Genomic DNA, 21049 nt, shown 5'->3' on the forward strand with positions numbered 1-21049 from the left:
GAACTCTCGGTAACAGGGCGATTACGTACGGATCTCACGGGTATTAACCCTCGTACAGCAGAAGCGGGTTCCGGAAAGCCAACGGGCTGGTAGTGTTCGGCCCGTAAGCGCCGCACAAACGGGCACCAGATCACAAATCCGGTCTCGTTTCAGGGCAGTGGAGTTCGCAGGGATGACGACTCCACGCGGCGCGGTCACCAGATAGTAACGCCGGGGTAACCGGTGACTTCGTCCTGCCCACATCTCTTCCTGTGAGCGACATTATGATCAACGCATCCCCATTGCCGGAGCCGATCTCCGAGGCGTTCGTCTCGGAGGATCCTGCCTGGTACAAGCGGGCGGTGTTCTACGAGATTCTCGTCCGGGGGTTCAAGGACTCCAACGGCGACGGCACCGGCGACCTTCGCGGTCTCATCGAGAAGCTGGGCTACCTCGAGTGGCTCGGCGTGGACTGCCTGTGGTTGCTGCCGCTGTACGAGTCGCCCCTGCGCGACGGCGGATATGACATCTCGGACTACATGAAGATCCTCCCGGACTTTGGGGACCTGGGTGACTTCGTGCAGCTGATCGAGAAGGCTCACGAACGTGGCCTGCGGATCATCACCGACCTCGTGATGAACCACACCAGCGATCGCCACCCCTGGTTCCAGGCGTCCCGGCACGACCCCGAGGGTCCGTACGGCGACTTCTACGTGTGGTCGGACCACCCTGGTGGCTATCCCGACGCGCCGATCATCTTCATCGGCGCCGAGGAGTCCAACTGGACCTACGACCCGGTGCGCAAGCAGTACTACTGGCACCGTTTCTTCCACCACCAGCCGGACCTGAACTATGACAACCCGGCGGTGCAGGAGGCCATGCTGGAGGTCCTGCGGTTCTGGCTGGACCTGGGCATCGACGGTTTCCGGCTGGACGCGGTGCCGTACCTGTTCGAGCGTGAGGGCACCGCGTGCTCGGGCTTGCCGGAGACGCACGCGTACCTGAAGAAGGTCCGGGCCGAGGTGGACCGCCTCTACCCCGACCGGGTGCTGCTGGCCGAGGCCAACGGCTGGCCCGAGGACGTGGTCGAATACTTCGGCGACCCCACCACCGGGGGCGACGAGTGCCACATGGCCTTCCACTTCCCGCTCATGCCGCGCATCTACATGGCGGTCAAGAAGGAGACCCGCGAGCCGATCTCCGAGATCATGTCGCGCACGCCCAAACTGCCCGACAAGGCGCAGTGGGGCATCTTCCTTCGCAACCACGACGAGCTCACGCTCGAGACGGTGAGCGAGGAAGAGCGCGACTACATGCACAAGGAGTACGCCAAGGACCCGCGCATGCGGGCCTACCTGGGCATCCGCCGGCGTCTGGCCCCGCTGCTCGAGAACGACAGGGACCGGATCGAGCTGTTCACGGCCCTGCTGCTGAGCCTGCCGGGTTCGCCGGTCATGTACTACGGCGACGAGATCGGCATGGGCGACAACATCTGGCTGGAGGACCGCGACTCGGTCCGCACGCCGATGCAGTGGAGCCCCGACCGCAACGCCGGGTTCTCCTCCGCCGACCCCGGACGGCTCTACCTGCCCGCGGTCATGGACCCGATCTACGGCTACCAGGCGGTCAACGTGGAGGCCCAGCAGCGCCATGAGGGCTCGCTGCTCCACTTCACCCGCAAGATGCTGGAGATCCGGCGCAACCACCCGGTGTTCGGCGTGGGGGCGTACACGGAAATGTGGTCGTCGAACCCCTCCGTGCTCACCTTCGTCCGCGAGGACCGCGACGACATCATGCTCTGCGTGAACAACCTGTCGAAATTCCCGCAGCCGGTCGAGCTGGACCTGCGCAGGTTCGAGGGGATGGTCCCGGTCGAGGCGCGGGGCGGGGTGGAGTTCCCGCCGGTCGGCGAGCTGCCGTACCTGCTGACGCTGCCGGGGCACGGCTTCTACTGGTTCGCGCTGAAGAAGAAGGAAAAGGCCGCTCTCAGCGCGACGTGACCGGCACCTGGGCACGGGCCGCGCGGCGGGCGGGAATGAGCGCCACCGCGAGGGCCGTGCCCACGGCTCCCACGACGGCGACGGCCAGCGTCAGGGCGGAGGGCGCGCGCCCGATGCCCGCGCCGACGCCGCTCGTGTGACCCTGCAGGTCGATCAGCCCGGTCACCACGGACATGCCCGCCGCGGCGCCCACGCCGACGCCGAGCACGACCAGCAGCCCGGTGCCCGTCACCAGCGTGGCCATGACCTGGCGCGGCGTCAGCCCCATGGCCTTGAGCACGGCCAGGTCGAACGCGTGGTCGCGCAGCCCGAGCGCGCTGGCGGTGAGCAGGTTGGCCAGGCCGATCAGCATCAGCACGGCGATCAGCGCCACGATCACCACCCGGATGATCGACAGCCGGTCCGCCGGGTTGACCGCGGCCTGCACGTCGAGGCTCTCGGCCGACTCCGACAGCAGCCGCCCGCGCACCTCGGCGGGGTCCGCGCCCCTCTTGAGGGCGAGCGCGTAGTACTCCGGCGGCACCGAGTCCTTGGCCGCCAGGCTGTCGAGCCCCACGGAGATCACCTCGCCGTCGAGGTCGGGCTCGACAGTCCTGCCGACGATCCTGACGATCAGCGGCGTGCCGCCCACGGTCAGCCGCACCCGGTCGCCGATCTTGATGCCCAGCAGGTCGAGCAGGCCCTGCCCGGCCACCGCCTCCCCCTGACGGCCGTACATGCGCCCCTCGACCACCGGGAACGGGTACGGCTCCGTCGAGCTGCCGATGGCCCGCACGCGGACCGAACGGGCCATTCCGGGCGCCAGGGCGTCCACGTCGGTGCCCGGATAGACCGTCTCCACGCCCTCGTCCAGCTTGGCGACGCGCTCGGCCTCGGCCGGCTCCGCCTTGCCCGGCCTGACGTACAGGCTCGCGTGCTGGCCGACCTGCTCGGGGTGGTCGGCGAAGTTGTCGAGCGTCGCCCAGACGCCCAGCCCGATGGTGACCATCATCATCGGCACGGCCAGCCCGAACGCCGTCAGGAACGCCGGCACGCGCCTGGTGAAGGCGTCCCTGGTGCCGAGGACGAGGGCGGGCGGGAGGCGTACGAGGAGGGCCAGCCGGGCCAGCCTGGACAGGCGGCCGCGCGGCGGCAGGGCGGGCGCGTCGGGGATCGGCGGCGTGCGGCCCCCGCGCCACGCGGGCAGCCCCACGGCGGCCAGCACCACCAGGGCCGTCCCCGCGACGATGGCCAGCACGGGGATCGGCGCCACGGACGTCGCGCCGAGCATCGCCGCCATCACGCCCCAGCCCACCACGGCGCCGATCGCGACGCCGAGCAGGCCCAGCGCGCCGTGCTCGGCCAGGAGCAGCAGCGCGAGCTGGCCCCTGGTGAAGCCCATCGACTTGAGCGTGGCCAGGTCGCGGAGCTGGGCCAGCACCCGGCCGCCGGCCGCGTTGGCCAGGGCGAGCGCGGCGGCCACCAGCCCGACCACGCCGAACAGCGCCAGCAGCGTGCCCAGCAGCCGGTTGTCCAGCTCCATGGCGGCCCTGACCTCGCGCCAGGTGTAGACCCGCTGGAGCTTGTCCTCCAGCATGACGACCACGCGCTGCGAGACGACCTGCGTGGCGTCGGGGTCGGCCAGGCGCAGCCCGGTCACCCACTCGCTGCGGCCCAGCATGGGCTCGATGCGGTCGAGCATGACGGGCAGGACGTAGGCCAGGCCGGGCGTCCACTGGGGGTAGAAGCCCTGCTCGGCGGAGTCGGCGATGCCGCGTACGTACAGGGTGTGGCGCTTGCCGCTGAGCGCGATGATCGTGAAGGGCGCGCCGATCCTGAGCCGCAGCGAGGTCGCGAACGAGCGCTCGACGACCACCCCGTCGGGCTGGGAGGGATCCAGCCACCTGCCCTCGGCCACCAGCGGGTGCGCCACCTGCGGCGGCGCGGCGGGCATCGCGCGCAGCGCCGCGGGCTCCTTCTTGCCCTCCTGCGCCACGGTCACGGGCGCCGAGCGGTACGGGCCCGCGATCTGCGTCACGCCGTCGATGCCGCTCAGGTCAGCCTGGGGGCTGTCGTCGGTGTAGAGCCAGACGTGGGCGCCGTCGGTCTGGGCGAACAGGCTGCGCCACGGGTTGGTGCCCTCCTCGAGCAGGGTCGCCGCGGTGATCAGCGCGGCCACGATCCCGGCCACGGTCAGCACCGTCAGCACCGCCTGGCCCTTCCGGGCCCGCAGGTCGGCCTTGATCCACCGGCTCCCCGCCAAAGACGCACTCATCTGAGGTCGATCACCTCGCCGGCCGTGCGCGTGCGGCGGCGCGCGATGCGGCCGTCGTCCACGATCTCCCCGTCGAACAGCGACACCAGCCGGTCGGCCAGGCTCGCCACGCGCGCGTCGTGGGTGACCATCACGATCGTCTGGCCCTCCTTGTGGACGTCGCTGAGCAGGCGGAGCACGTCGCGGGTGTTACGGCTGTCGAGGTTGCCGGTGGGCTCGTCGGCCAGCAGCACGCTGGGCTGGTTGGCCAGCGCCCTGGCCAGCGCGACCCGCTGCTGCTCGCCTCCGGAGAGCTGGGCGGGCGAGGCGTCGGCGCGGTCGGTGAGGTTGAGCGCGCCGAGCAGGCTCTCCCTGCGCTCGCGGGCCACCTTCGGCGAGGCCCCGGCCAGCAGCGCGGGCAGCTCGACGTTGTCGCCCACGGTCATGTTGGCGACGAGGTTGAAGAACTGGAAGACGAACCCGACCTTCTTGCGCCGCAGCAGCGCCCAGGCGCTCTCCGAGAGCGTGTCGACGCGCTTGCCGTCGAGCCAGATCTCGCCGCTCGTCCTGGTGTCGAGCCCGCCCAGCATGTGGACGAGCGTGGACTTCCCGGAGCCGGACGGACCCATGATCGCGACGAACTCACCCGGCTCGACCTGCAGGTCCACGCCGCGTACGGCAGGCACGGGCACTGCGCCATCCTGGTAGATTTTGACCAGATTGACCGTTTTCACAACCGCGCTCATGCCAGATCCTCCTGGCAACGCTCCAGCCAGTCAAGGTCCGCCTGCAGGTGGAGCATGGCGCCCTCGATGAGGAGGATGGCCACCCGGTCGGTCGGCGCAGTGCGGGCCAGGAGGTCGTTGAGATCGCCCATGAGCGACAGGTAGTGGCGGCGCTGACGACTGATCAGCGCCATCCGGTCGGCGATGCCGGTGAGCGGGGCCAGCACGAGCTTCATGAAGAACTCGTCGCGCACCCTGGGGCCCTCGGTGGGCTCGTCCACCCAGAGCGTGAGCACGTCCCGGCCCTTGGCGGTGAGGTAGTAGACCTTCTTGTTGGGCCGGTTGGACTGCTCCACGTCCACCGCCCGGACGAGGCCGTCCTTCTCCAGCCTGCCGAGCGTGACGTAGATCTGGCCGATGTTGGGGGACGGATAGGCGCTGCCGAACGTCTGCTCCAGCGCCTGTTTGAGCTCGTACCCATGGGCCGGCTCCTTAGCCAGGAGCGCCAGCAGGTGAAGCCGCACCGCCCCACCTCCCCGCCGTGTTACGAACGCGTTACGTATCTAGCCGTTGACCTACAGATTACATGTGTGCATAACATGAATGCATCTACCTAACACGTATGTAAATCACTCTGAACGTGGAGGAAACAGAGTGCGCTCGCTCACGCTCTCCCTGGTCGTCCTCCTGGCGGCGGCCGGCTGCGCGCCCGCGAGCAATGAGGGCGGCGGCGAAACGGGCACGGGCGGCACAGGCCCCATCACGTTCGCCACCGGTCGCGACACCACGGCGTACCTGCAACCCTTGCTGGACCGCTGGAACCAGGCCCACCCGGCCGAGAAGGTGACGCTGCTGGAGCTGCCCGAGGCCGCCGACGAGCAGCGCGCTCAGATGGTGGCCAACCTCCAGGCCAAGAGCAGCCGGTACGACGTACTGGGGCTCGACGTGGTGTGGACTGCCGAGTTCGCGGAGAACGGCTGGATCATCCCCCTGGAGCGCGGGTTGTTCCCGCTCGACAGGTTCCTGCCGCCCGTCGTGGAAACGGCGGTCTACAAGAACAAGCTCTGGGCCGTCCCGTACACGAGCAACGCAGGGTTGCTCTACTACCGGACCGACCTGGTCAAGAAGCCGCCACGGACGTGGGCCGAGCTTCGCGACCAATCCCGACAAATAATGAAAAAGAACGATATTGGAGGCTATGCCGGGCAGTTCCTGGCGTATGAAGGGCTCACCGTCAACTTCTCCGAGGCGCTGCAGTCCGCCGGCGGGCAGATCGTCAGCAAGGACGGCACCGAGGTGACCCTCGATCCGGCCAAAACGCGCATCGCACTCGACTTCCTGCTCCAGGGCCTGCGCGAGGGCTGGATCCCCAAGGAGTCACTGAGCTACAAGGAGGAGGAGACGCGCCTGGCCTTCCAGGAGGGCCGGCTCGCCTTCGCCCGCAACTGGCCACACGGCTACGGCCCGGCCAGGGCGAAACTGGGCGACAAGCTGGGGGTGACCCGGCTGCCGGGGCTCAACGGCCCCGGGTCCAGCACGCTGGGCGGCGCCAACCTCGCCATCAGCGCGTACTCCAAGCATCAGCACACGGCGCAGGAGTTCATCCGCTACTTCACCAGCCTGGAGAACGAGCGCCGCGTCCTCACCGAGGGCTCCTTCCCGCCCGTGTGGACCGAGCTCTACGACGACCCCGCCCTGATCAAGCGCTTCCCCTACCTGCCCGTGCTCAAGGAGAGCATCCTCGCCGCCAAGGCACGGCCGGTGAGCGCCAACTACAACCAGCTGAGCCTGGTGATCGCCAGTTCGGTCGCCAAGGCGCTCGGCAACCCCTCCACCGAGTCCGCGGATGACGCCGCGGTCTCCATGAAGTCCGAAATCGAAGAGATCATCAGAACCCAGTGAGGCAGCCATGCGAAACGCCAGAGCAGCAGCAATCCTGGCCGGGCTCGCGGTAGCCGTCGCCGCCTGCGGCAACGCCCCGACGACCACCTCGCCGTCCACCGACGCTTCCGGCTCCGCGTCGGCCCCCGCCGCCGGCGCCAAGCCGCTGCAGGGCGTGAAGCTCGAGGTCGCCGCCAAGTGGACCGGCGACGAGCAGAAGAACTTCCAGCAGGTGCTCAAGGCCTTCACCGAGAAGACCGGGGCTGAGGTCACGTACGCCTCCACCGGTGAGGACACCGGCGCCTACCTCGGCCCGCGCATCCAGGGCAAGAACCCGCCGGACGTCGCGATCCTGCCGCAGCCGGGCCTGGTGCAGCAGTACGCCGACCAGAGCGCGCTCATCCCGCTGACCGACGACGTCGTCAAGGAGGTGGACACCAACTACACCCCGTACTGGAAGGAGCTCGGCTCCGCCAGCGGCAAGGTGTACGGCGTGCTCATCAAGGCGGCGCACAAGTCGCTGGTCTGGTACCGGGCGCAGGCGTACGACGACGCGGGCGTGCAGCCGGCCACCACCTGGGACGAGCTGGTCAAGAACGCGCAGACCATCGCCGACTCCGGCACCGCGCCGTTCTCGTTCTGCGGTGCGTCCGGCTGGACGCTGACCGACCTCTTCGAGAACGTCTACCTGTCCACCGCCGGGCCGGAGAACTACGACAAGCTCTCCAAGCACGAGATCCCGTGGACGGACCCGACCGTGACCACCGCGCTGGAGAAGATCGCGCAGATCGCGGGCAAGAAGGAGTTCGTGGTCGACGGCAACGCCGGCGCCCTGCAGACCGACTTCCCCGGCTGCGTGACCAAGGTCTACGGCGACAAGAAGGCCGCCATGGTGATCGAGGCCGACTTCGTGGCCGTCTCCGCGGCGCAGTCGAAGGCCAAGGTGGGAGAGGAGGCCAAGTACTTCCCGTTCCCCAAGGCCGGTGACACGGCCCCCGTCGTCCTGGGCGGCGACGTCGCGGTCGCGATGAAGGACTCCCCCGGCGCGATGGCGCTGCTGCAGTTCCTGGCCTCCAAGGAGGGTGGCGAGATCTGGGCCAAGCTGCCCGGCTACCTGTCGCCCAACAAGAACGTCTCCCCCGACAACTACCCCGACGAGCTGACCAAGCAGCTCGGCCAGACGATCGTCTCGGCCGGCGACGCCGTTCGCTACGACATGTCCGACCTGGCGCCGAGCGCGTTCGGCGCCACCGACGGCAAGGGCGAGTGGAAGGCGCTGCAGGACTTCCTGCGCAACCCGAGCGACATCAAGGGCACTCAGACCACACTGGAAGCCGAGGCCAAGAAGGCCTGGAAGAAGTAAAGAGGTAAGGCCGTGACCGAACGGTTGGACGGCCCGCAGGTCTCGTCCGCGGACACCGCGGACGAGCCCTCCACCGGACCGGCTGAAACCCCCCGTACGCAACGACGCCTCGGCCCCTCGCCGGCGGTCGCCATCGCCTTCCTCCTCCCGGCGGCGGTGCTGCTGGGCATCTGGGTGGTCTACCCGATCGTCTACTCCATCTTCCGGAGCCTGTTCGACTCGGCGGGCACCGGATTCGTGGGGCTGGGCAACTACGCCACGATCTTCACCGACTCCGGCATGCTCACCACGATCCGCAACAACCTCATCTGGGTTGTCATCGCGCCGATCGTGGTGACCACGCTGGGCCTGATCTTCGCGGTCCTGACCGAGCGGATCAGGTGGTCGACGGCGTTCAAACTGATCGTGTTCATGCCCATGGCGGTCTCCCTGATGGCGGCGGGCGTGATCTTCCGCTTCGTCTACGAGCAGGACCCCGCCAAGGGCGTGGCCAACGCCGTGCTCACCACCGTGCACGACACGTTCTCCTCCTCGCAGGGCTACCCGGAGGCGCGCCCGCGCGAGGGCGAGCAGTCGCCGGTCGCCGCCGACGGCGGCGCGGTCATCACCAAGCAGCCCGCCCAGGCGGGTCAGCCGGTGCTGATCCCGATCGTGGGCGTCAAGCCGAACGCCCTGCCGAGCAACGCCCAGACCGCCAAGGCCCCCGCGGCCGGCGACGGCCTCTCGGGGACCGTGTGGTTCGACTTCACACCGGGAGGCGGCGGCAAGAACGGCGAGGTGGACGCCTCGGAGAAGGGCCTGCCGGGCATGACCGTCGAGGCGGTGCAGAACGGCAAGGTCGCCGCGACCGCCACGACGGCCGACGACGGCTCGTTCCGCTTCCAGGGCCTGTCCGCCGGCTCCTATGTCGTACGACTTCCGCAGTCGAACTTCCAGGCCGCCTACAAAGGCCTGAGCTGGCTCGGCCCGACACTCATCACCCCGGCGATCATCGGCGCGTTCGTGTGGGTGTGGGCCGGTTTCGCCATGGTGCTGATCGCGGCGGGGCTCGCGGCGATCCCGCGTGACGCGCTGGAGGCGGCCCGCATCGACGGCGCCTCGGAGTGGCAGGTGTTCCGCAAGATCACCGTGCCGCTGCTGTCGCCGGTGCTGCTCGTCGTCTTCGTGACGATGATCATCAATACGCTGAAGGTGTTCGACCTTGTCTTCATCATCGCCCCGGCCTCGGTCCAGCCTCAGGCGAACGTGGTCGCGCTGGAGATGTGGCGCGTGGCGTTCGGCGGCGGGAACAACCAGGGTCTGGGCAGCGCGCTGGCCGTCTTCCTGCTCGTTCTGGTCCTCCCCTTCATGATCATGAACATTCGCCGGTTCAGGAGGGACGAATCATGACGACAGCCACGGCTACCGCCCCTTCGGGGCTGGAGACGGGCGCGCCGCGCAGGAGCGTGGTGAGCAAGATCGTGGACCGGATCGGCGGCGGCGCCGTCCAGGTGATCATGATCCTGCTGGGCCTGTTCTGGCTGGTGCCGACGCTGGGCCTGCTCGTCGTCTCGATGCGCACGACGGACGTCAACACCTCCGAGGGCTGGTGGACGATCTTCACCAAGCCTGCCGAGCTGACCCTCGCGAACTACAAGGACCTGCTGGCCAGCGGCTTCACCGCGTCCTTCTGGAACACCGTGCTGATCACGGTGCCGACGACGGTCCTGGTGATCGGCATCGCGGCCATGGCCGCCTACGCGTTCGCGTGGATGGAGTTCCCCGGGCGTGACGGGGCGTTCCTCGTCGTGGTCGGATTGCTGATCGTGCCCATCCAGATCGCGCTGATCCCCGTCGCGTCCTTCTACGGAGGCATCGGGATCTTCGGCTCGATCCCGGGCGTGGTGCTGTTCCACACGGCGTTCGGCCTGCCGTTCGCCATCTTCCTGCTGCGCAACTTCTTCGTCGGCATCCCGTCCTCGCTGCTGGAGGCGGCGCGGATGGACGGGGCGCCGGAGTGGAAGATCTTCGTGTCAGTGGTGTTCCCGCTGGGCAAGCCCGCCATCGCCTCGCTGGGCATCTTCCAGTTCCTGTGGGTGTGGAACGACATGCTCATCGCGCTGGTCTTCGCCAACACCGACAACCAGCCGATGACCAAGGCCCTGCAGTCCCAGATGCGGCAGTTCGGATCGAACGTGGACATCCTCTCGTCCGGTGCGTTCCTGTCGCTGCTCATCCCGCTGGTCCTGTTCTTCGCCTTCCAGCGGTACTTCGTCCAGGGCATGATGGCCGGATCCGTGAAGTGATCAAGGCGCCCGCGCGGACCGCGCGGGCGCCTTGTGATCATTCTGGTACGGCTGGACCCGACGTTTCGGCAGCAAGCCGTACCAGACCTAGATAAGCTCATCGGCCATGGCCGGTCGTCCACTGAACGAAGTCGTCGAAGCCGGATGGGCCAGTGCGCTTGAGCCCGTCTCCGAGCAGATCTCCCTGATGGGCGAATTCCTGCGCAAGGAAATCGCCGATGGCAGGCAGTACCTGCCCGCGGGCACGCACGTGCTGCGTGCCTTCAACCAGCCCTTCGACGACGTCAAGGTGCTGATCGTGGGTCAGGACCCCTATCCCACGCCCGGTCACCCGGTCGGGCTGTCGTTCTCGGTGGCGCCCGAGGTGCGGCCGCTGCCCGGCAGCCTGGTCAACATCTACAAGGAGATGGAGACCGACCTCGGCCTCCCCCGCCCCGCCAACGGCGACCTGACGCCGTGGGCCGAGCAGGGCGTCCTGCTCCTCAACAGGGTCCTCACCGTGATGCCCGGCAAGCCCGCCTCCCACCGGGGCAAGGGCTGGGAGCAGGTCACCGAGCAGGCCATCCACGCCCTCGTGGCACGCAACAAGCCGATGGTGGCCATCCTCTGGGGCCGCGACGCCCGCAACCTGGCCCCGATGCTCGGCAATGTGCCCCGCATCGAGTCCGCCCACCCCTCCCCCCTCTCCGCGCGCAGCGGCTTCTTCGGCTCGCGTCCCTTCAGCCGGGCCAATGAGCTGCTGGAACAGCAAGGCGCGGCACCTGTCGAGTGGAAGCTGCCCTAGAGTCGTCGCCATGAGTGATGAACCGAAGTTCCTGCGTCTCACGGTCGAGCTGACCGTCGAGGTGCTTGACGTGGACGCTTTGCAGGCGGCGGCGCTGGCCGAGATCCGGCACCCGGACGCCGACCTCACCGCCGAGGAGCGCACCGAGCAGGCCGAGCTGGTCAGCTCCGATGAGACGGGCGCCTCGGCGCTGCAGTGGCTCATCGAGCCGGACCACGTGCTCCAGCTTGTCGACCACATCAACGAGATCGAGCCGCGCGAGGCCGTCCTCGGGGTGGAGCCCTCCGAGGGGCCCAGCGAGGACGAGGACGAAGAGGAGCACGACCACGTGTGACGCGTGGGTGAAGTACGGCGGTGGCCACGACGTTCTGGGAGGCGTCGTGGCTTTTCGCTTCTCTCTGGCGGCTCGTCGATACCTGACGGCTCGTCGATACCTGGCGGGTGGTTGAGACCTGGCGGCTGTCGAGACTCGACGGCTCGTTAAGATCGGTACCCTCCGGCCCGCCGCAAGGAGGCACGCAGTGATCGTCGCATTCTCCATCACCCCGCTGGGCGTCGGCGAAGGGGTCGCCGAGCCCGTCGCCCGCGCCGTCAAGGTGGTCCGCGACAGCGGCCTGCCCAACCGTACGGACGCCATGTTCACCACGATCGAGGGCGATTGGGACGAGGTCATGGACGTGGTGAAGCGCGCGGTGGACGCGGTGGCGGAGGTCGCGCCCCGGGTCAGCCTGGTGCTCAAGGCCGATCTCCGGCAGGGGGTCACCGACGGGATGACCAGCAAGCTCGAGTCCCTGGAACGCCACCTCTCCGAATAGCCAATTTTCCAACCTTGGACCCTTCGGCGAAGTTGTTTTATGCATGGACCGTTACGAGGGGTTCCACGAGTTCGTACGAACCCGCCAGCAATCGCTGATGCGGACGGCGTACCTGCTCACCGGGAACGCCCACCTCGCCGAGGACCTGTTGCAGACGGTCCTCACGCGCGTCGCCTCCCACTGGGCCAAGCTCGCCAAGGGTGGCAACCCCGAGGCGTACGCGCGCAAAGCCCTGGTGAACCAGACCATCTCCTGGCGCAAGCGCAAGCGGATCGAGCTCTCTGAGGCCGAACTGCCGGAGTTCGCGGCGTCCGGGCAGCCGCACGACGAGGCGACCGTACGCCGGATCGCCCTGCTCCACGCACTGGCGCGGCTCACGCCGAAGCAGCGGGCGCTGATCGTGCTGCGCTTCTACGAAGATCGCACCGAACACGAGACCGCGCAGCTCTTGGGCGTCTCGGTCGGCACCGTCAAGAGCCAGACCCACTACGCGCTGTCGAAACTGCGCGCGCTCGTCCCCCAGGAGGTGTACCGGTGAACCCGCTGCGCGAAGACCTGCACGCGCTGGCCGAACAGGCGCCCGCCGTCGACCTGGCGGCCCAGGCGGTGCGAGGCGCCCGCCGTCGGCGCGCCACCCGCCTGGCCGTGGCCATCGCCGCGGCGACCTGCCTCATCGCGGGCGGCGGCACCGTGCTCCTCCAACAGCTACGCCCCGAGCCCCCGGTCATGCTCACCCCGCCGGAGACGACGGTCTCTCCGCTGCCCCCGGAAGGCGTCGGGCCGATCGAACAGGCGTACCGGCCGGAATGCCGCACCACCACGTGCGCGAAGAACGCCTGGCGGCTCGTGACCCGCGACGGCGACACCTACGAACTGACCGCGGCACCGGAGACCGGCCCCCTGGCGGTCACGGCGGACGGCCGCCGGCTGGCCTACTACAGCTCGAAGCAGCGCACGATCGTGGTGCGTGACCTGGCGAGCGGCAAGACCTGGAAGTCCCCGCTGAAGCAGCCCGCGGAGGACTTCTCGCGCTCGGCCGAACACACCCTGCGGCTGTCGCCCAGCGGGCTGCGGTTCATCGTGTCGAGCTGGGGCGGGCGGCGAGAGCCCAACAAGCTGGTGGACGTGGAGCGGGGCACGGTGTCCGACCTCCCGCGCGGCTGGTGGCCGGTGAGCGTGTCGGACGGATCCGGCCCCGTCGTGCTCGTCAAGCCGAACGAGAACTCCAGCCAGGTGCGGGTGCTCGGCCACGACCCGATCACCATCCCGGACTTCACGTACGACTTCAGCGCCCTCGCCCCCGACGGCCGCACCCTCACCCGGCTGGGCCAGACCTACGACCCGAACCGCCGCCCGATGCTGCAGCTGGACGGCTCGATCGTCGTCTTCGACCCGGTGCGGGGCGGCCGCGAAACCCGAGTCCCGATCTCCGGCATCCCGGAAGGGCTCCAGCCGTCGGGACTCGGCGGCTGGCTGAACTCCACCGAGGTGACCGTGGTCGCCACCCCCGAGTCACCACGCGGACCCAAGCCGATGGTCTACGCCATGGACGTACGAACCGGCAAAACCCGAGAACTCTTCACCCTACGCAACTACGGAAAAACCCTGGTCCCAGGCCTGGTCCACTAACACCAACACCCCCCACACCCACCCACCAACCCACGGACCCGCCCACCCCATGCGCGGGTCCACCCACCCCACAACATCGACACTTACCAAGCACACTCGCCCCACACACCCCCAGGCTAGCCGCGCACACCCACAAGCCCTGGGGCGCCAGCCGGTCCGCACACCCACAAGCCCCAGGGCACCAGCCGGTCCGCGCACACCCACAAGCCAGCACCGGCCTAACCGCACATCCCGCCCTACCCCCTGCCAGCCGCGCACCCACACCCACAAGCCCCGGCGCCGGCCGCGTCCGCACCCCCACCACCCACGACCCCCCGCTCCGCGCCTCTCCCAGCCGCGCACACCCACACCCACAAGGCCCCCGATGCCGACCGCTCACACCCACAAGTAGCCCTCGGCGCCGGCCGGGCCACGCACACCCCACAGCCACAACCCCCTCCGGCGCCGCCCAGGCCGTGCGCATCCCGCGCCCCGATCCCCCTCGCACCCCGGTATCCCTCGCACCCCGGTATCCCCGCACCCGCAGTTCACATCCCCACCCCCAACCCAATCCCCGCTCCCCCACCCCCCCCACAACGCGATATGTCTTGACCGCCTCCCCTGACGCGACATATCGTGTCCTCGACCATAGACGCGATACTACGCGTTCCGGAGGTGGACAAGCATGGAACAAGAGCGGGTGCCCGTCCTGGTGGTGGGCGGTGGGTACGCAGGCCTGAGCACGGCAACACTCCTGGCCTGGCGCGACGTACCCATCATGTTGGTGGAGAAGCACCCAAGCACCTCGATCCAACCCAAGGCGTTCGGTGTCGGCCCGCGAGCCATCGAGCTGCTGCGCCCCGTCCCCGGCATCGAGCAGGAGCTCCGCGAGACCTGGGCAGGCATCGGGGACAACATGCGCATAGCGATCGCCAAGAGCCTGGCCGACCCGAACCCTCACATGATCATCAACGATGAGCAGGAGGAGATGGCCTTCCTGTCCGACATCACCCCGGCGGCGCAGGTGGGAGCGCCCCAGGCCGCGATCGAGCAGCTGCTGCGGTACACGGCAGAGGAGCTGGGCGCCGACCTGCGCTTCTCGACCGAGCTGGTCTCGCTGGAACAGGACGAGGACGGCGTGACCGCGCTGATCCGCGATGCCGACGGCGACCGCCTCGTCCGGGCCGACTACGTGGTCGCCGCGGACGGCTACCGGAGCCCGCTCCGCCGCCTCCTGAACGTCCCCACCTCAGGCAAAGGCGAGCTGGGCCGGATGTGCTCGATCATGTTCGATGCGGACCTGAGCGGGCTGGTACGCGAGCGCGAGGTCACGCTCTGGTACCTGCAGAACGACCTCTTCACCGGCGTGATCGTGACCGGCACCGGCGTCGGGGCGCACGTTCTGGGCGTCAACTACTCCGACGGCCAGAGCGAAGCCGACTTCACCGAGGAGCGCTGCAGAGAGCTGGTACGCATCGCAGCCGACCAACCTGAACTGGACGTCCAGTTACTGGACAAGACGTCGTTCACTCTGGGGCACGTGGTGGCCGACACGTACCGCGCCGGCCGGGTGTTCTTCGCCGGGGACGCGGCCCACACCATGCCGCCGACCGGCGGGCAGGGCGGCAGCACCGCACTCCAGGACGGCTGCGACCTCGCCTGGCGGCTCTGGCTCGTCGTCACAGGCCAGGCCGGGCCCGACTTCCTCGACACGTACGACGCCGAACGCCGCCCGATCGGCACGCTGACGGCCGACGCCCAGCTCGCCAACCTCGGCGTACGCATGCCTCCAACCGCCCGCGTCGGCTACCCGGAGCCCATCGAGGACTTCATGAGCGTCATCATCGGCTACCGCTACCACTCCACAGCCATCCTGGACGAACCCGGCGACGACGGCTCCATCCTGGAGGACCCACGCGTACCCACCGGCCGTCCGGGCAGCCGCGCCCCACACGTGGTGCTCGACTGGGAAGGCCAGCGCATCTCGACCATCGACCTCTTCGGCTCCGGCTTCGTACTGCTGGCCGACAGACAGGGCGGCCAGGCTTGGATGGACGCCGGACGTCTGGTCAAGGAGCGCCTCGGCGTCCAGCTCACGCGCTTGGTGGTGGACGAGGAACTGAAGGACGTGGAGGGACACTTCCGGAAGCGGTACGGCGTCAGCGGGGGCGGCGCCGTCCTGGTCCGACCGGACGGCTACGTAGCCTGGCGCTCCCCCGGCCCCGTCCCAAACCCAGCAGCCACCCTCCACCAGATCATGACCCAACTCCTGAGCCGCTAGCAGCCATCCCCCAACCACTCAGAGCAGATCCCAACCCATCCTCCAACCACCCCAAACCAGATTTCCGAGCCATCCCCCCGGCCACCCCAAACCAGATCCCAACCCCCTAACCACCTCGAACCAGACCCGAACCATCCCACCCGACCACTTCAAACCAGGTCCCGAGCCATACCACCCAACCACTTCGAACCGCCGCGACCGGGCCCCGCCCAGACTTCCGCGCCCCGCGGCATGAACCCGACCAGCTCGAACCAGGTCCCGAGCCATCCCACCCGACGCCCTCGGGCCAGGTCCCGAGCCATCCCGCCCGACCCACGTCGAACAGGTCCCGGGCCATACACCGACCGCTGGCCCCACGGCCGCCCCACCCCTGCTCCACGGGCAGCCGTAACCCACCGAAGCAGCACCTTCCGGAGAACCGGCCCCCATGAGCACGCACATGCACCACTGAGCGCGACTTCCTAAATGCCGGATGGCCAATGCCCGTCGATGCCCGTTGCCCATGGCCGTTGGCTGGTGGCTGGTGGCTGGTGGCGAGTGCTTTCGATCACTGCACTGGCCCAACTCACTCAGTGGGCCTTAGCTGCTGGTCCAACCGATCTCGAACGGGACAGACCACGCAGGAGCGGCTCAGCCGAGCAGCAACTCCTCTCGGCGAGCCCGCAACCTGTCACGCAGCCGCGCCAGTTCCCGGCAACGGTCCTCGAGCTGCTCCGCGACATGCCGGAGACCACTCATCCCCCGAATGCCGTCTTCCGCCATCAGGCCGAGTGCCTCCACCTGCCGGACGAACTCACCCACCGTCCCCCGGCCGTGCAGGGCCGCGAGACCGGCCGCACGGGCCCGTTCCCGAGCAGGCAGCTCCACATCCAGCTCGGCGAGCAACCGCCCGATCTCCAGCAGCTCGGCACCTCGGGGATCGGCCGATGCGGCCACTCGCTGCTCTTCACGTGCCAGCAACTCCTCGTAGAGCTCCCGCGCCGGACCCACCTCGGCCAGGTCCCGTTCCACCTCCGCGAGCGCTGACGTGTACGCGCCCAGCCTCGTTTCCGCGACGGCTACCTGCTCTTGATCCCACACCCCGACCGCATCGAGCTCCCGCCGGGCCTTTCTCACGAGGGCGACGACCGCCGTGTGGCGCTCGCTCAGCCCCTCCCAGCGACGCGCCCGCTGACGCGCCGTACGCAGATCTTCATCGATCATCTCAAAGGGGATCACGTCACTTGGACGGTCGAATGTCTCGATTCGGTTCAGGACGAGCATGCACTTTTATTAACAAATCCGGCCAGAACAGGCATCACTCCTGCCCTTCCCTTGCTGTCTCCTGCACGTGAGTGCGTAAGAGGAGGGTGTCCGTCGACGCCGTAGCCGGGTCGCGCCTGGGTCGCTGGGGCCCAGAGGCGGGCTCAGGCTGCTGCACGTTCGACCTCCGCGCGTGGGGGATGAGCGGAAGTCGGAGTCGGTGCCATGGCCAGGATTGGGGCTGGCCTCGGCTCCGTGAGCGGAGCTTGCGGGACGGCTCGAGTTGGTTCGAGAGGGTGTTGCGGGGTCGGGGGTGTTGGAGCGAATGGGGCTGGGAGTGAGGGGGTGGGTGGGGTTGAGGGGTGGCAGTTGATCAAGGTGAGTGAGGGGTGGGCGGGTTTTTGGGTGGCGCATAGCCAGTCGTTCAGGGAGCCGGGGAAGCCGGAGGGTGGGCCGACCTTCAGGCAGGCGATCTGGCCGGCACCTGGCGGTGGGCCGATCTTGAGGCGGCGGATGGTGCCTGTGCGGCCCAGTTCGCCCTGGTCCGCGTCGTAGGGCGTCAGCTGGACGCCGAAAGGGAGGCCGCCGTCCGGCTGGTCTGTGGGGCCTATCTGGAGGAAGTCGTCGATTTTGCGGTCGGTGGCCTCCGGGTGAGTGCCTACGTAGGCCAGGTGGTCTGTGACGAGGCGGTGGGCCACCGTGCGGAGGAGGTTGGTCGCGCACAGGTTGTGGGCGCAGGCGGCGCCGTCGAGGGTGATCTCGGGGAGGGCGAAGCGGCGCAGGCCTCGGGATGTGACGCGCAGGCAGTCGCACACGCCCATGTCGGACGGATCCCAGGGTGGACAGGTCGCCGCGTCGTGGACCTGGACGTCCCAGGACAGCCAGTCGTCGGTGAGGCGGAAGTCCGGGGGCTCGCCTGCGCATCTTCCGCAGGTGAGGATGTTGGTGCCTGTCAACGGGTCGATCAGGAGGCCGTCGCACTCCCTCGCCAGGGCCCGGGCCGTCGCCCTCGCCGTCTGAATGCTGGTCGGAAGCTTGTGCGGGGGTGCGGTCGTGGACACCACCACGTGTTGGCCGGTGCGGCGTAGGCGGCGTCTTTCCTCGCTTGTGAGGTTGGTCGCGGTTGGTTTCCAAGGAGTCTGGTGGTGGGTCACCGTCAAGGAGCCACTGCCTGCTGCGGTGATCGCGGCTCTTCTGTACGGGCCGGCTATGCGCCAGGGCACGAAGGAGTCGACGTCGAACGGCAGGCGCTCCGTGGCCACGATGAAGAGGGAGGTCAGCGTGGCGGGCAACGGCAGGATGATCTTCATGGTGAATGTACTCCGGGTTGTCTGTCTCTGGCTCCGCACGAACCGTGGTGTTGAGGGTGTTGGTGGTTTGAGGGTGTTGGTGGGTTGGGGTGTTGAGGGTCGTCGCGGCGTTTGGGGTCGCGGCGTGGCGCTGTTGGTGGTGTCGCGGTATGGAAGCCGCGATGTTGAGGGTGCGATGTTGAGGGCTTGCGATGGTGGGGGTGCGGGGGCGCCGGGTTGCCCGGCGTGTTTGGGGTTGTGTAGTGGTGTTGGTGGGGGTAGCGGTGTTGGGGGTGTCCGGGACGTATCCGGGCCTCGGGCGGGTTGGGGTCTCGGGCGTGATGCGGGTGTCTGGCGTGTTGGGGTGTCGGGCCGGTTGGGGTGTCGGGCCGGTTGAGGTGTCGGGCCGGTTAAGGTGTCCGGCCGGTTGGGGGCCTTTGGCGGCTTGGGGGTGTATGGCCGGTTGGGGATGTCCGGCCGGTTGGAGATGTCTCGCGAGTTGGGGGTGTCCGGCGTGTTGGGGGTGTCAGCGGGTGTTTTTTGGGGTCGGGGTTGGTGGGGCACTCAGGATCATCGGTTATCGCGGAGGGCTTGGGCGGGGTGGAACCGGGTTCTGTGGATAAGGCCTGGGGCTGTGCTCGCCCTTGTGGATGACGGTCCGCTCCGGCAGTTGTGGGTGGCCGGTCACCAGGCTCGTAGTCTGCATCGGTGGGCGTGAACGTGCCGGAAGAGTCGGCCGTGCGCTTGGCGCGCCGGAGGATGGCGCTGCTCGTCAACATTCAGGCGAAGTAGTTTTGCGCCGCGCCGGCTCGCTCGCTGGCTAGAGTGGCGCGGTGAACCTCTCAAGATCCAGAAATCGAAGTCGAGGTATCGCCGGGCTCGCCGCCGCAGCCGTACTGCTGGGTGGTTTGGTCGCGCCGCCTCCGGCTGCCGCAGCAGAGGACGGCTCCGCGAGCGTGCTCGCGCATCACTTACGCCGGGCTCTCGACCAGTCGCAGTTCGAGCAGGTCCTGGACACCAATCCGCCGACCGGCGCGGCCGAGTTGAACGCGCTGCGGCAGGACAGCGTCGACAAGGAGGCCAGGAAGCCGCCGAAGAAGGCTGACCTGCTCGCGGCCGTCGCGGCGGCCGAGCCGATCTCGCAGCAGCCGCAGATCGACCTGACCGTCATCGAGCTGAACCGGGCGGGCCGCCCCGTCTCCTCGGGCACCGTGCTGATGAGCCCGCAGTATCCGGACGGGAAGGTCGTGCCGGTCGACCGCAATCTGCACACCACCGACGTCCGCTGGCGCCAGTGGGACGACGCCGGCTGGTACGCCAATCACGGCCAGGGCACCATCGACGTGGTGCCGGGCCGCGAGAACGCCTCCATCGACTTCATGAGCCCGTACCCCGCGTCGGTGCTGAAGCTGATGGTGGCCTTCGGGGTGCTGCGCCTCGTGGACCAGGGGCAGATCTCGCTCGACGACACCTACAACTACGAGCCGATCGCGCCGATCAGCTCGCTGTGCGGGCCGGGCAGCAGCAACACGATCCGCGGCTACCTGGACGCCGCGCTCACCTGGTCGTCCAACAACGCTGCTTGCGCCATGGTCAAACTGCTGCACGACCGCGCAGCCATCGACGGCCTCAACCAGACCTTCCAGGACCTGGGCCTGGAGACCCTGCAACTGAAGAACACCAACCCGAACACCGGCGGGCGCTGGGGCAACCCCGTCACCATGAGCTCGCTCGACACGGCCAAGCTGCTGATGCTGGTCAACGGCGGCCTGGGCACCCTGTGGACGGCTCCCAACGGCACCGGCGTCACCGCCGCCGTCCTCAGCGACGCCTCCCGCGAGTTCTTCAAGAGCAAGCTCGGCGACCAGGGCATGAACCTCGCCCTGTCGACCACCAACTGGTGTGGCGCCACCTACCCCGCCCCGGGCATCCCGCAGCTCACGCCCTCGCGTTGGATCGGCGCCGACGGCACCGTGACCATCCCCGGCCAGGGCATCGCGTACGGCCGCGACGTACGGCCGTGCAACGACGCGGCCGAGGTGACGTACGCCCACAAGAACGGCTGGGTGAACAACTCCGGCGCTGACGCGGGCATCGTGAAGGCCCTGCCCGGCAAGGGAGGCCGCACCTACGTCGTCACCATGTTCTCCAACCTCGGTTACCAGTACGTGGACTCCAACCGCCCGCCGACGGGCGCCGAGAACGTCTGGTTCACCGAGAAGCTCGCCAAGCTGGGCAAGATCATCGACGACTACGAGAAGCGGCGCTATCCCTAGCGCATGAGATCTTGGCCGAGTGGGGCCTGCCCAGCCCGGGGCAGGCCCCAGCGCTGAGCAGGCCCCAGCGCTAGACAGGCCCCAGCGCCAGACAGGCCCCCGTTGCGCAGGCTCGCGCTGGGTAGTCCGCGCTGGGTAGCCCGCGCTGGGCAGGTGCGGGGCAGGTGCGCGGAGGGCGTGAGAAATAGTGCAGGGCGGTCTCGGGGTGGGGCCGGTGGGGGTGCTACGGATACCGGCCGGCGTCACCGCGTGATCGGGCAGCGCCGGAGAACCCGTCTGACGCCCTGC

Annotated in this window: 16 protein-coding genes; 12 read left to right on the plus strand and 4 right to left on the minus strand. The window is 68.6% G+C overall.

Going from position 1 to position 21049, the window contains the following annotated elements; all coding sequences use genetic code 11:
• Window positions 1-263: 263 nt before the first annotated feature.
• Window positions 264-1979: a maltose alpha-D-glucosyltransferase gene (treS, locus tag ACWEPL_RS36900; protein WP_355191382.1), complete on the plus strand. Its 1716-nt coding sequence runs from the start codon at window positions 264-266 to the stop codon at window positions 1977-1979.
• On the opposite strand, the gene ACWEPL_RS36905 is transcribed toward treS, so the two are convergent.
• From ACWEPL_RS36905 to ACWEPL_RS36915, 3 genes are read right to left on the minus strand one after another with little or no spacing between them, the layout of a single operon-like run.
• The gene (locus ACWEPL_RS36905) at window positions 1966-4233 is read right to left on the minus strand and encodes an ABC transporter permease (protein WP_363962773.1); all 2268 of its coding nucleotides are present in this window, start codon (window positions 4231-4233) and stop codon (window positions 1966-1968) included. The genes treS and ACWEPL_RS36905 overlap by 14 nt on opposite strands.
• Window positions 4230-4958 carry an ABC transporter ATP-binding protein gene (locus ACWEPL_RS36910; protein WP_350729980.1) on the minus strand — a complete coding sequence of 243 codons (729 nt, stop codon included), beginning with the start codon at window positions 4956-4958 and terminating at the stop codon, window positions 4230-4232. Before ACWEPL_RS36910 ends, ACWEPL_RS36905 begins: the two co-directional genes overlap by 4 nt.
• Entirely contained in the window at window positions 4955-5461 is a 507-nt protein-coding gene (locus ACWEPL_RS36915) for a PadR family transcriptional regulator (protein ID WP_350729978.1), read from the minus strand. The genes ACWEPL_RS36910 and ACWEPL_RS36915 overlap by 4 nt, the downstream gene beginning before the upstream one ends.
• 130 nt (window positions 5462-5591) lie before the next feature.
• On the opposite strand from ACWEPL_RS36915, the gene ACWEPL_RS36920 reads away from it, so the two are divergent.
• From ACWEPL_RS36920 to ACWEPL_RS36965, 10 genes are all read left to right on the plus strand, one after another.
• Window positions 5592-6839 carry an ABC transporter substrate-binding protein gene (locus ACWEPL_RS36920; protein ID WP_355191377.1) on the plus strand — a complete coding sequence of 416 codons (1248 nt, stop codon included), beginning with the start codon at window positions 5592-5594 and terminating at the stop codon, window positions 6837-6839.
• 7 nt (window positions 6840-6846) lie between these two features.
• Entirely contained in the window at window positions 6847-8181 is a 1335-nt protein-coding gene (locus ACWEPL_RS36925) for an ABC transporter substrate-binding protein (protein WP_363962772.1), read from the plus strand.
• Window positions 8182-8193: 12 nt separating this feature from the next.
• Window positions 8194-9570: an ABC transporter permease subunit gene (locus ACWEPL_RS36930; protein ID WP_452438914.1), complete on the plus strand. Its 1377-nt coding sequence runs from the start codon at window positions 8194-8196 to the stop codon at window positions 9568-9570.
• Window positions 9567-10466, plus strand: coding sequence for a carbohydrate ABC transporter permease (locus ACWEPL_RS36935; RefSeq protein ID WP_350729971.1), 900 nt, complete (start codon window positions 9567-9569; stop codon window positions 10464-10466). The genes ACWEPL_RS36930 and ACWEPL_RS36935 overlap by 4 nt, the downstream gene beginning before the upstream one ends.
• A gap of 106 nt (window positions 10467-10572) precedes the next feature.
• On the plus strand, window positions 10573-11250 hold the full coding sequence (locus ACWEPL_RS36940; protein WP_350729969.1) for a uracil-DNA glycosylase: 678 nt from the start codon (window positions 10573-10575) through the stop codon (window positions 11248-11250).
• 10 nt (window positions 11251-11260) lie between these two features.
• Window positions 11261-11584: a hypothetical protein gene (locus ACWEPL_RS36945; protein ID WP_350729967.1), complete on the plus strand. Its 324-nt coding sequence runs from the start codon at window positions 11261-11263 to the stop codon at window positions 11582-11584.
• 187 nt (window positions 11585-11771) lie between these two features.
• Complete coding sequence (locus ACWEPL_RS36950) at window positions 11772-12065, plus strand: MTH1187 family thiamine-binding protein (protein ID WP_452438915.1); 294 nt, start codon at window positions 11772-11774, stop codon at window positions 12063-12065.
• Between the two features lie 43 nt (window positions 12066-12108).
• A complete protein-coding gene (locus tag ACWEPL_RS36955; protein ID WP_350729965.1) occupies window positions 12109-12603 on the plus strand; it encodes a SigE family RNA polymerase sigma factor in 495 nt (164 codons plus the stop codon).
• Entirely contained in the window at window positions 12600-13694 is a 1095-nt protein-coding gene (locus ACWEPL_RS36960; protein WP_452438916.1) for a hypothetical protein, read from the plus strand. Before ACWEPL_RS36955 ends, ACWEPL_RS36960 begins: the two co-directional genes overlap by 4 nt.
• Before the next feature lie 664 nt (window positions 13695-14358).
• On the plus strand, window positions 14359-15954 hold the full coding sequence (locus ACWEPL_RS36965) for an FAD-dependent monooxygenase (protein WP_452438917.1): 1596 nt from the start codon (window positions 14359-14361) through the stop codon (window positions 15952-15954).
• A gap of 630 nt (window positions 15955-16584) precedes the next feature.
• Here the strand turns inward: ACWEPL_RS36965 and ACWEPL_RS36970 are convergent.
• Window positions 16585-17217, minus strand: a complete 633-nt coding sequence (locus tag ACWEPL_RS36970; protein WP_452438918.1) for a hypothetical protein — start codon at window positions 17215-17217, stop codon at window positions 16585-16587.
• A 2224-nt stretch (window positions 17218-19441) separates the two neighbouring features.
• Between ACWEPL_RS36970 and ACWEPL_RS36975 the strand changes: the two genes are divergently transcribed.
• Complete coding sequence (locus ACWEPL_RS36975; RefSeq protein WP_363962765.1) at window positions 19442-20761, plus strand: serine hydrolase; 1320 nt, start codon at window positions 19442-19444, stop codon at window positions 20759-20761.
• Window positions 20762-21049: the final 288 nt, after the last annotated feature.

It is taken from the genome of Nonomuraea sp. NPDC004186 (assembly GCF_053603495.1).

Bases quoted from the DNA above. Each gene is read 5' to 3' on its own strand.
- ACWEPL_RS36965 (WP_452438917.1), top strand. From the start codon at position 14,359: ATGGAACAAGAGCGGGTGCCCGTCCTGGTGGTGGGCGGTGGGTACGCA.
- ACWEPL_RS36925 (WP_363962772.1), top strand. From the start codon at position 6,847: ATGCGAAACGCCAGAGCAGCAGCAATCCTGGCCGGGCTCGCGGTAGCC.
- ACWEPL_RS36905 (WP_363962773.1), bottom strand. From the start codon at position 4,233: ATGAGTGCGTCTTTGGCGGGGAGCCGGTGGATCAAGGCCGACCTGCGG.
- ACWEPL_RS36935 (WP_350729971.1), top strand. From the start codon at position 9,567: ATGACGACAGCCACGGCTACCGCCCCTTCGGGGCTGGAGACGGGCGCG.
- ACWEPL_RS36970 (WP_452438918.1), bottom strand. From the start codon at position 17,217: ATGCTCGTCCTGAACCGAATCGAGACATTCGACCGTCCAAGTGACGTG.
- ACWEPL_RS36955 (WP_350729965.1), top strand. From the start codon at position 12,109: ATGGACCGTTACGAGGGGTTCCACGAGTTCGTACGAACCCGCCAGCAA.
- treS (WP_355191382.1), top strand. From the start codon at position 264: ATGATCAACGCATCCCCATTGCCGGAGCCGATCTCCGAGGCGTTCGTC.
- ACWEPL_RS36910 (WP_350729980.1), bottom strand. From the start codon at position 4,958: ATGAGCGCGGTTGTGAAAACGGTCAATCTGGTCAAAATCTACCAGGAT.
- ACWEPL_RS36940 (WP_350729969.1), top strand. From the start codon at position 10,573: ATGGCCGGTCGTCCACTGAACGAAGTCGTCGAAGCCGGATGGGCCAGT.
- ACWEPL_RS36945 (WP_350729967.1), top strand. From the start codon at position 11,261: ATGAGTGATGAACCGAAGTTCCTGCGTCTCACGGTCGAGCTGACCGTC.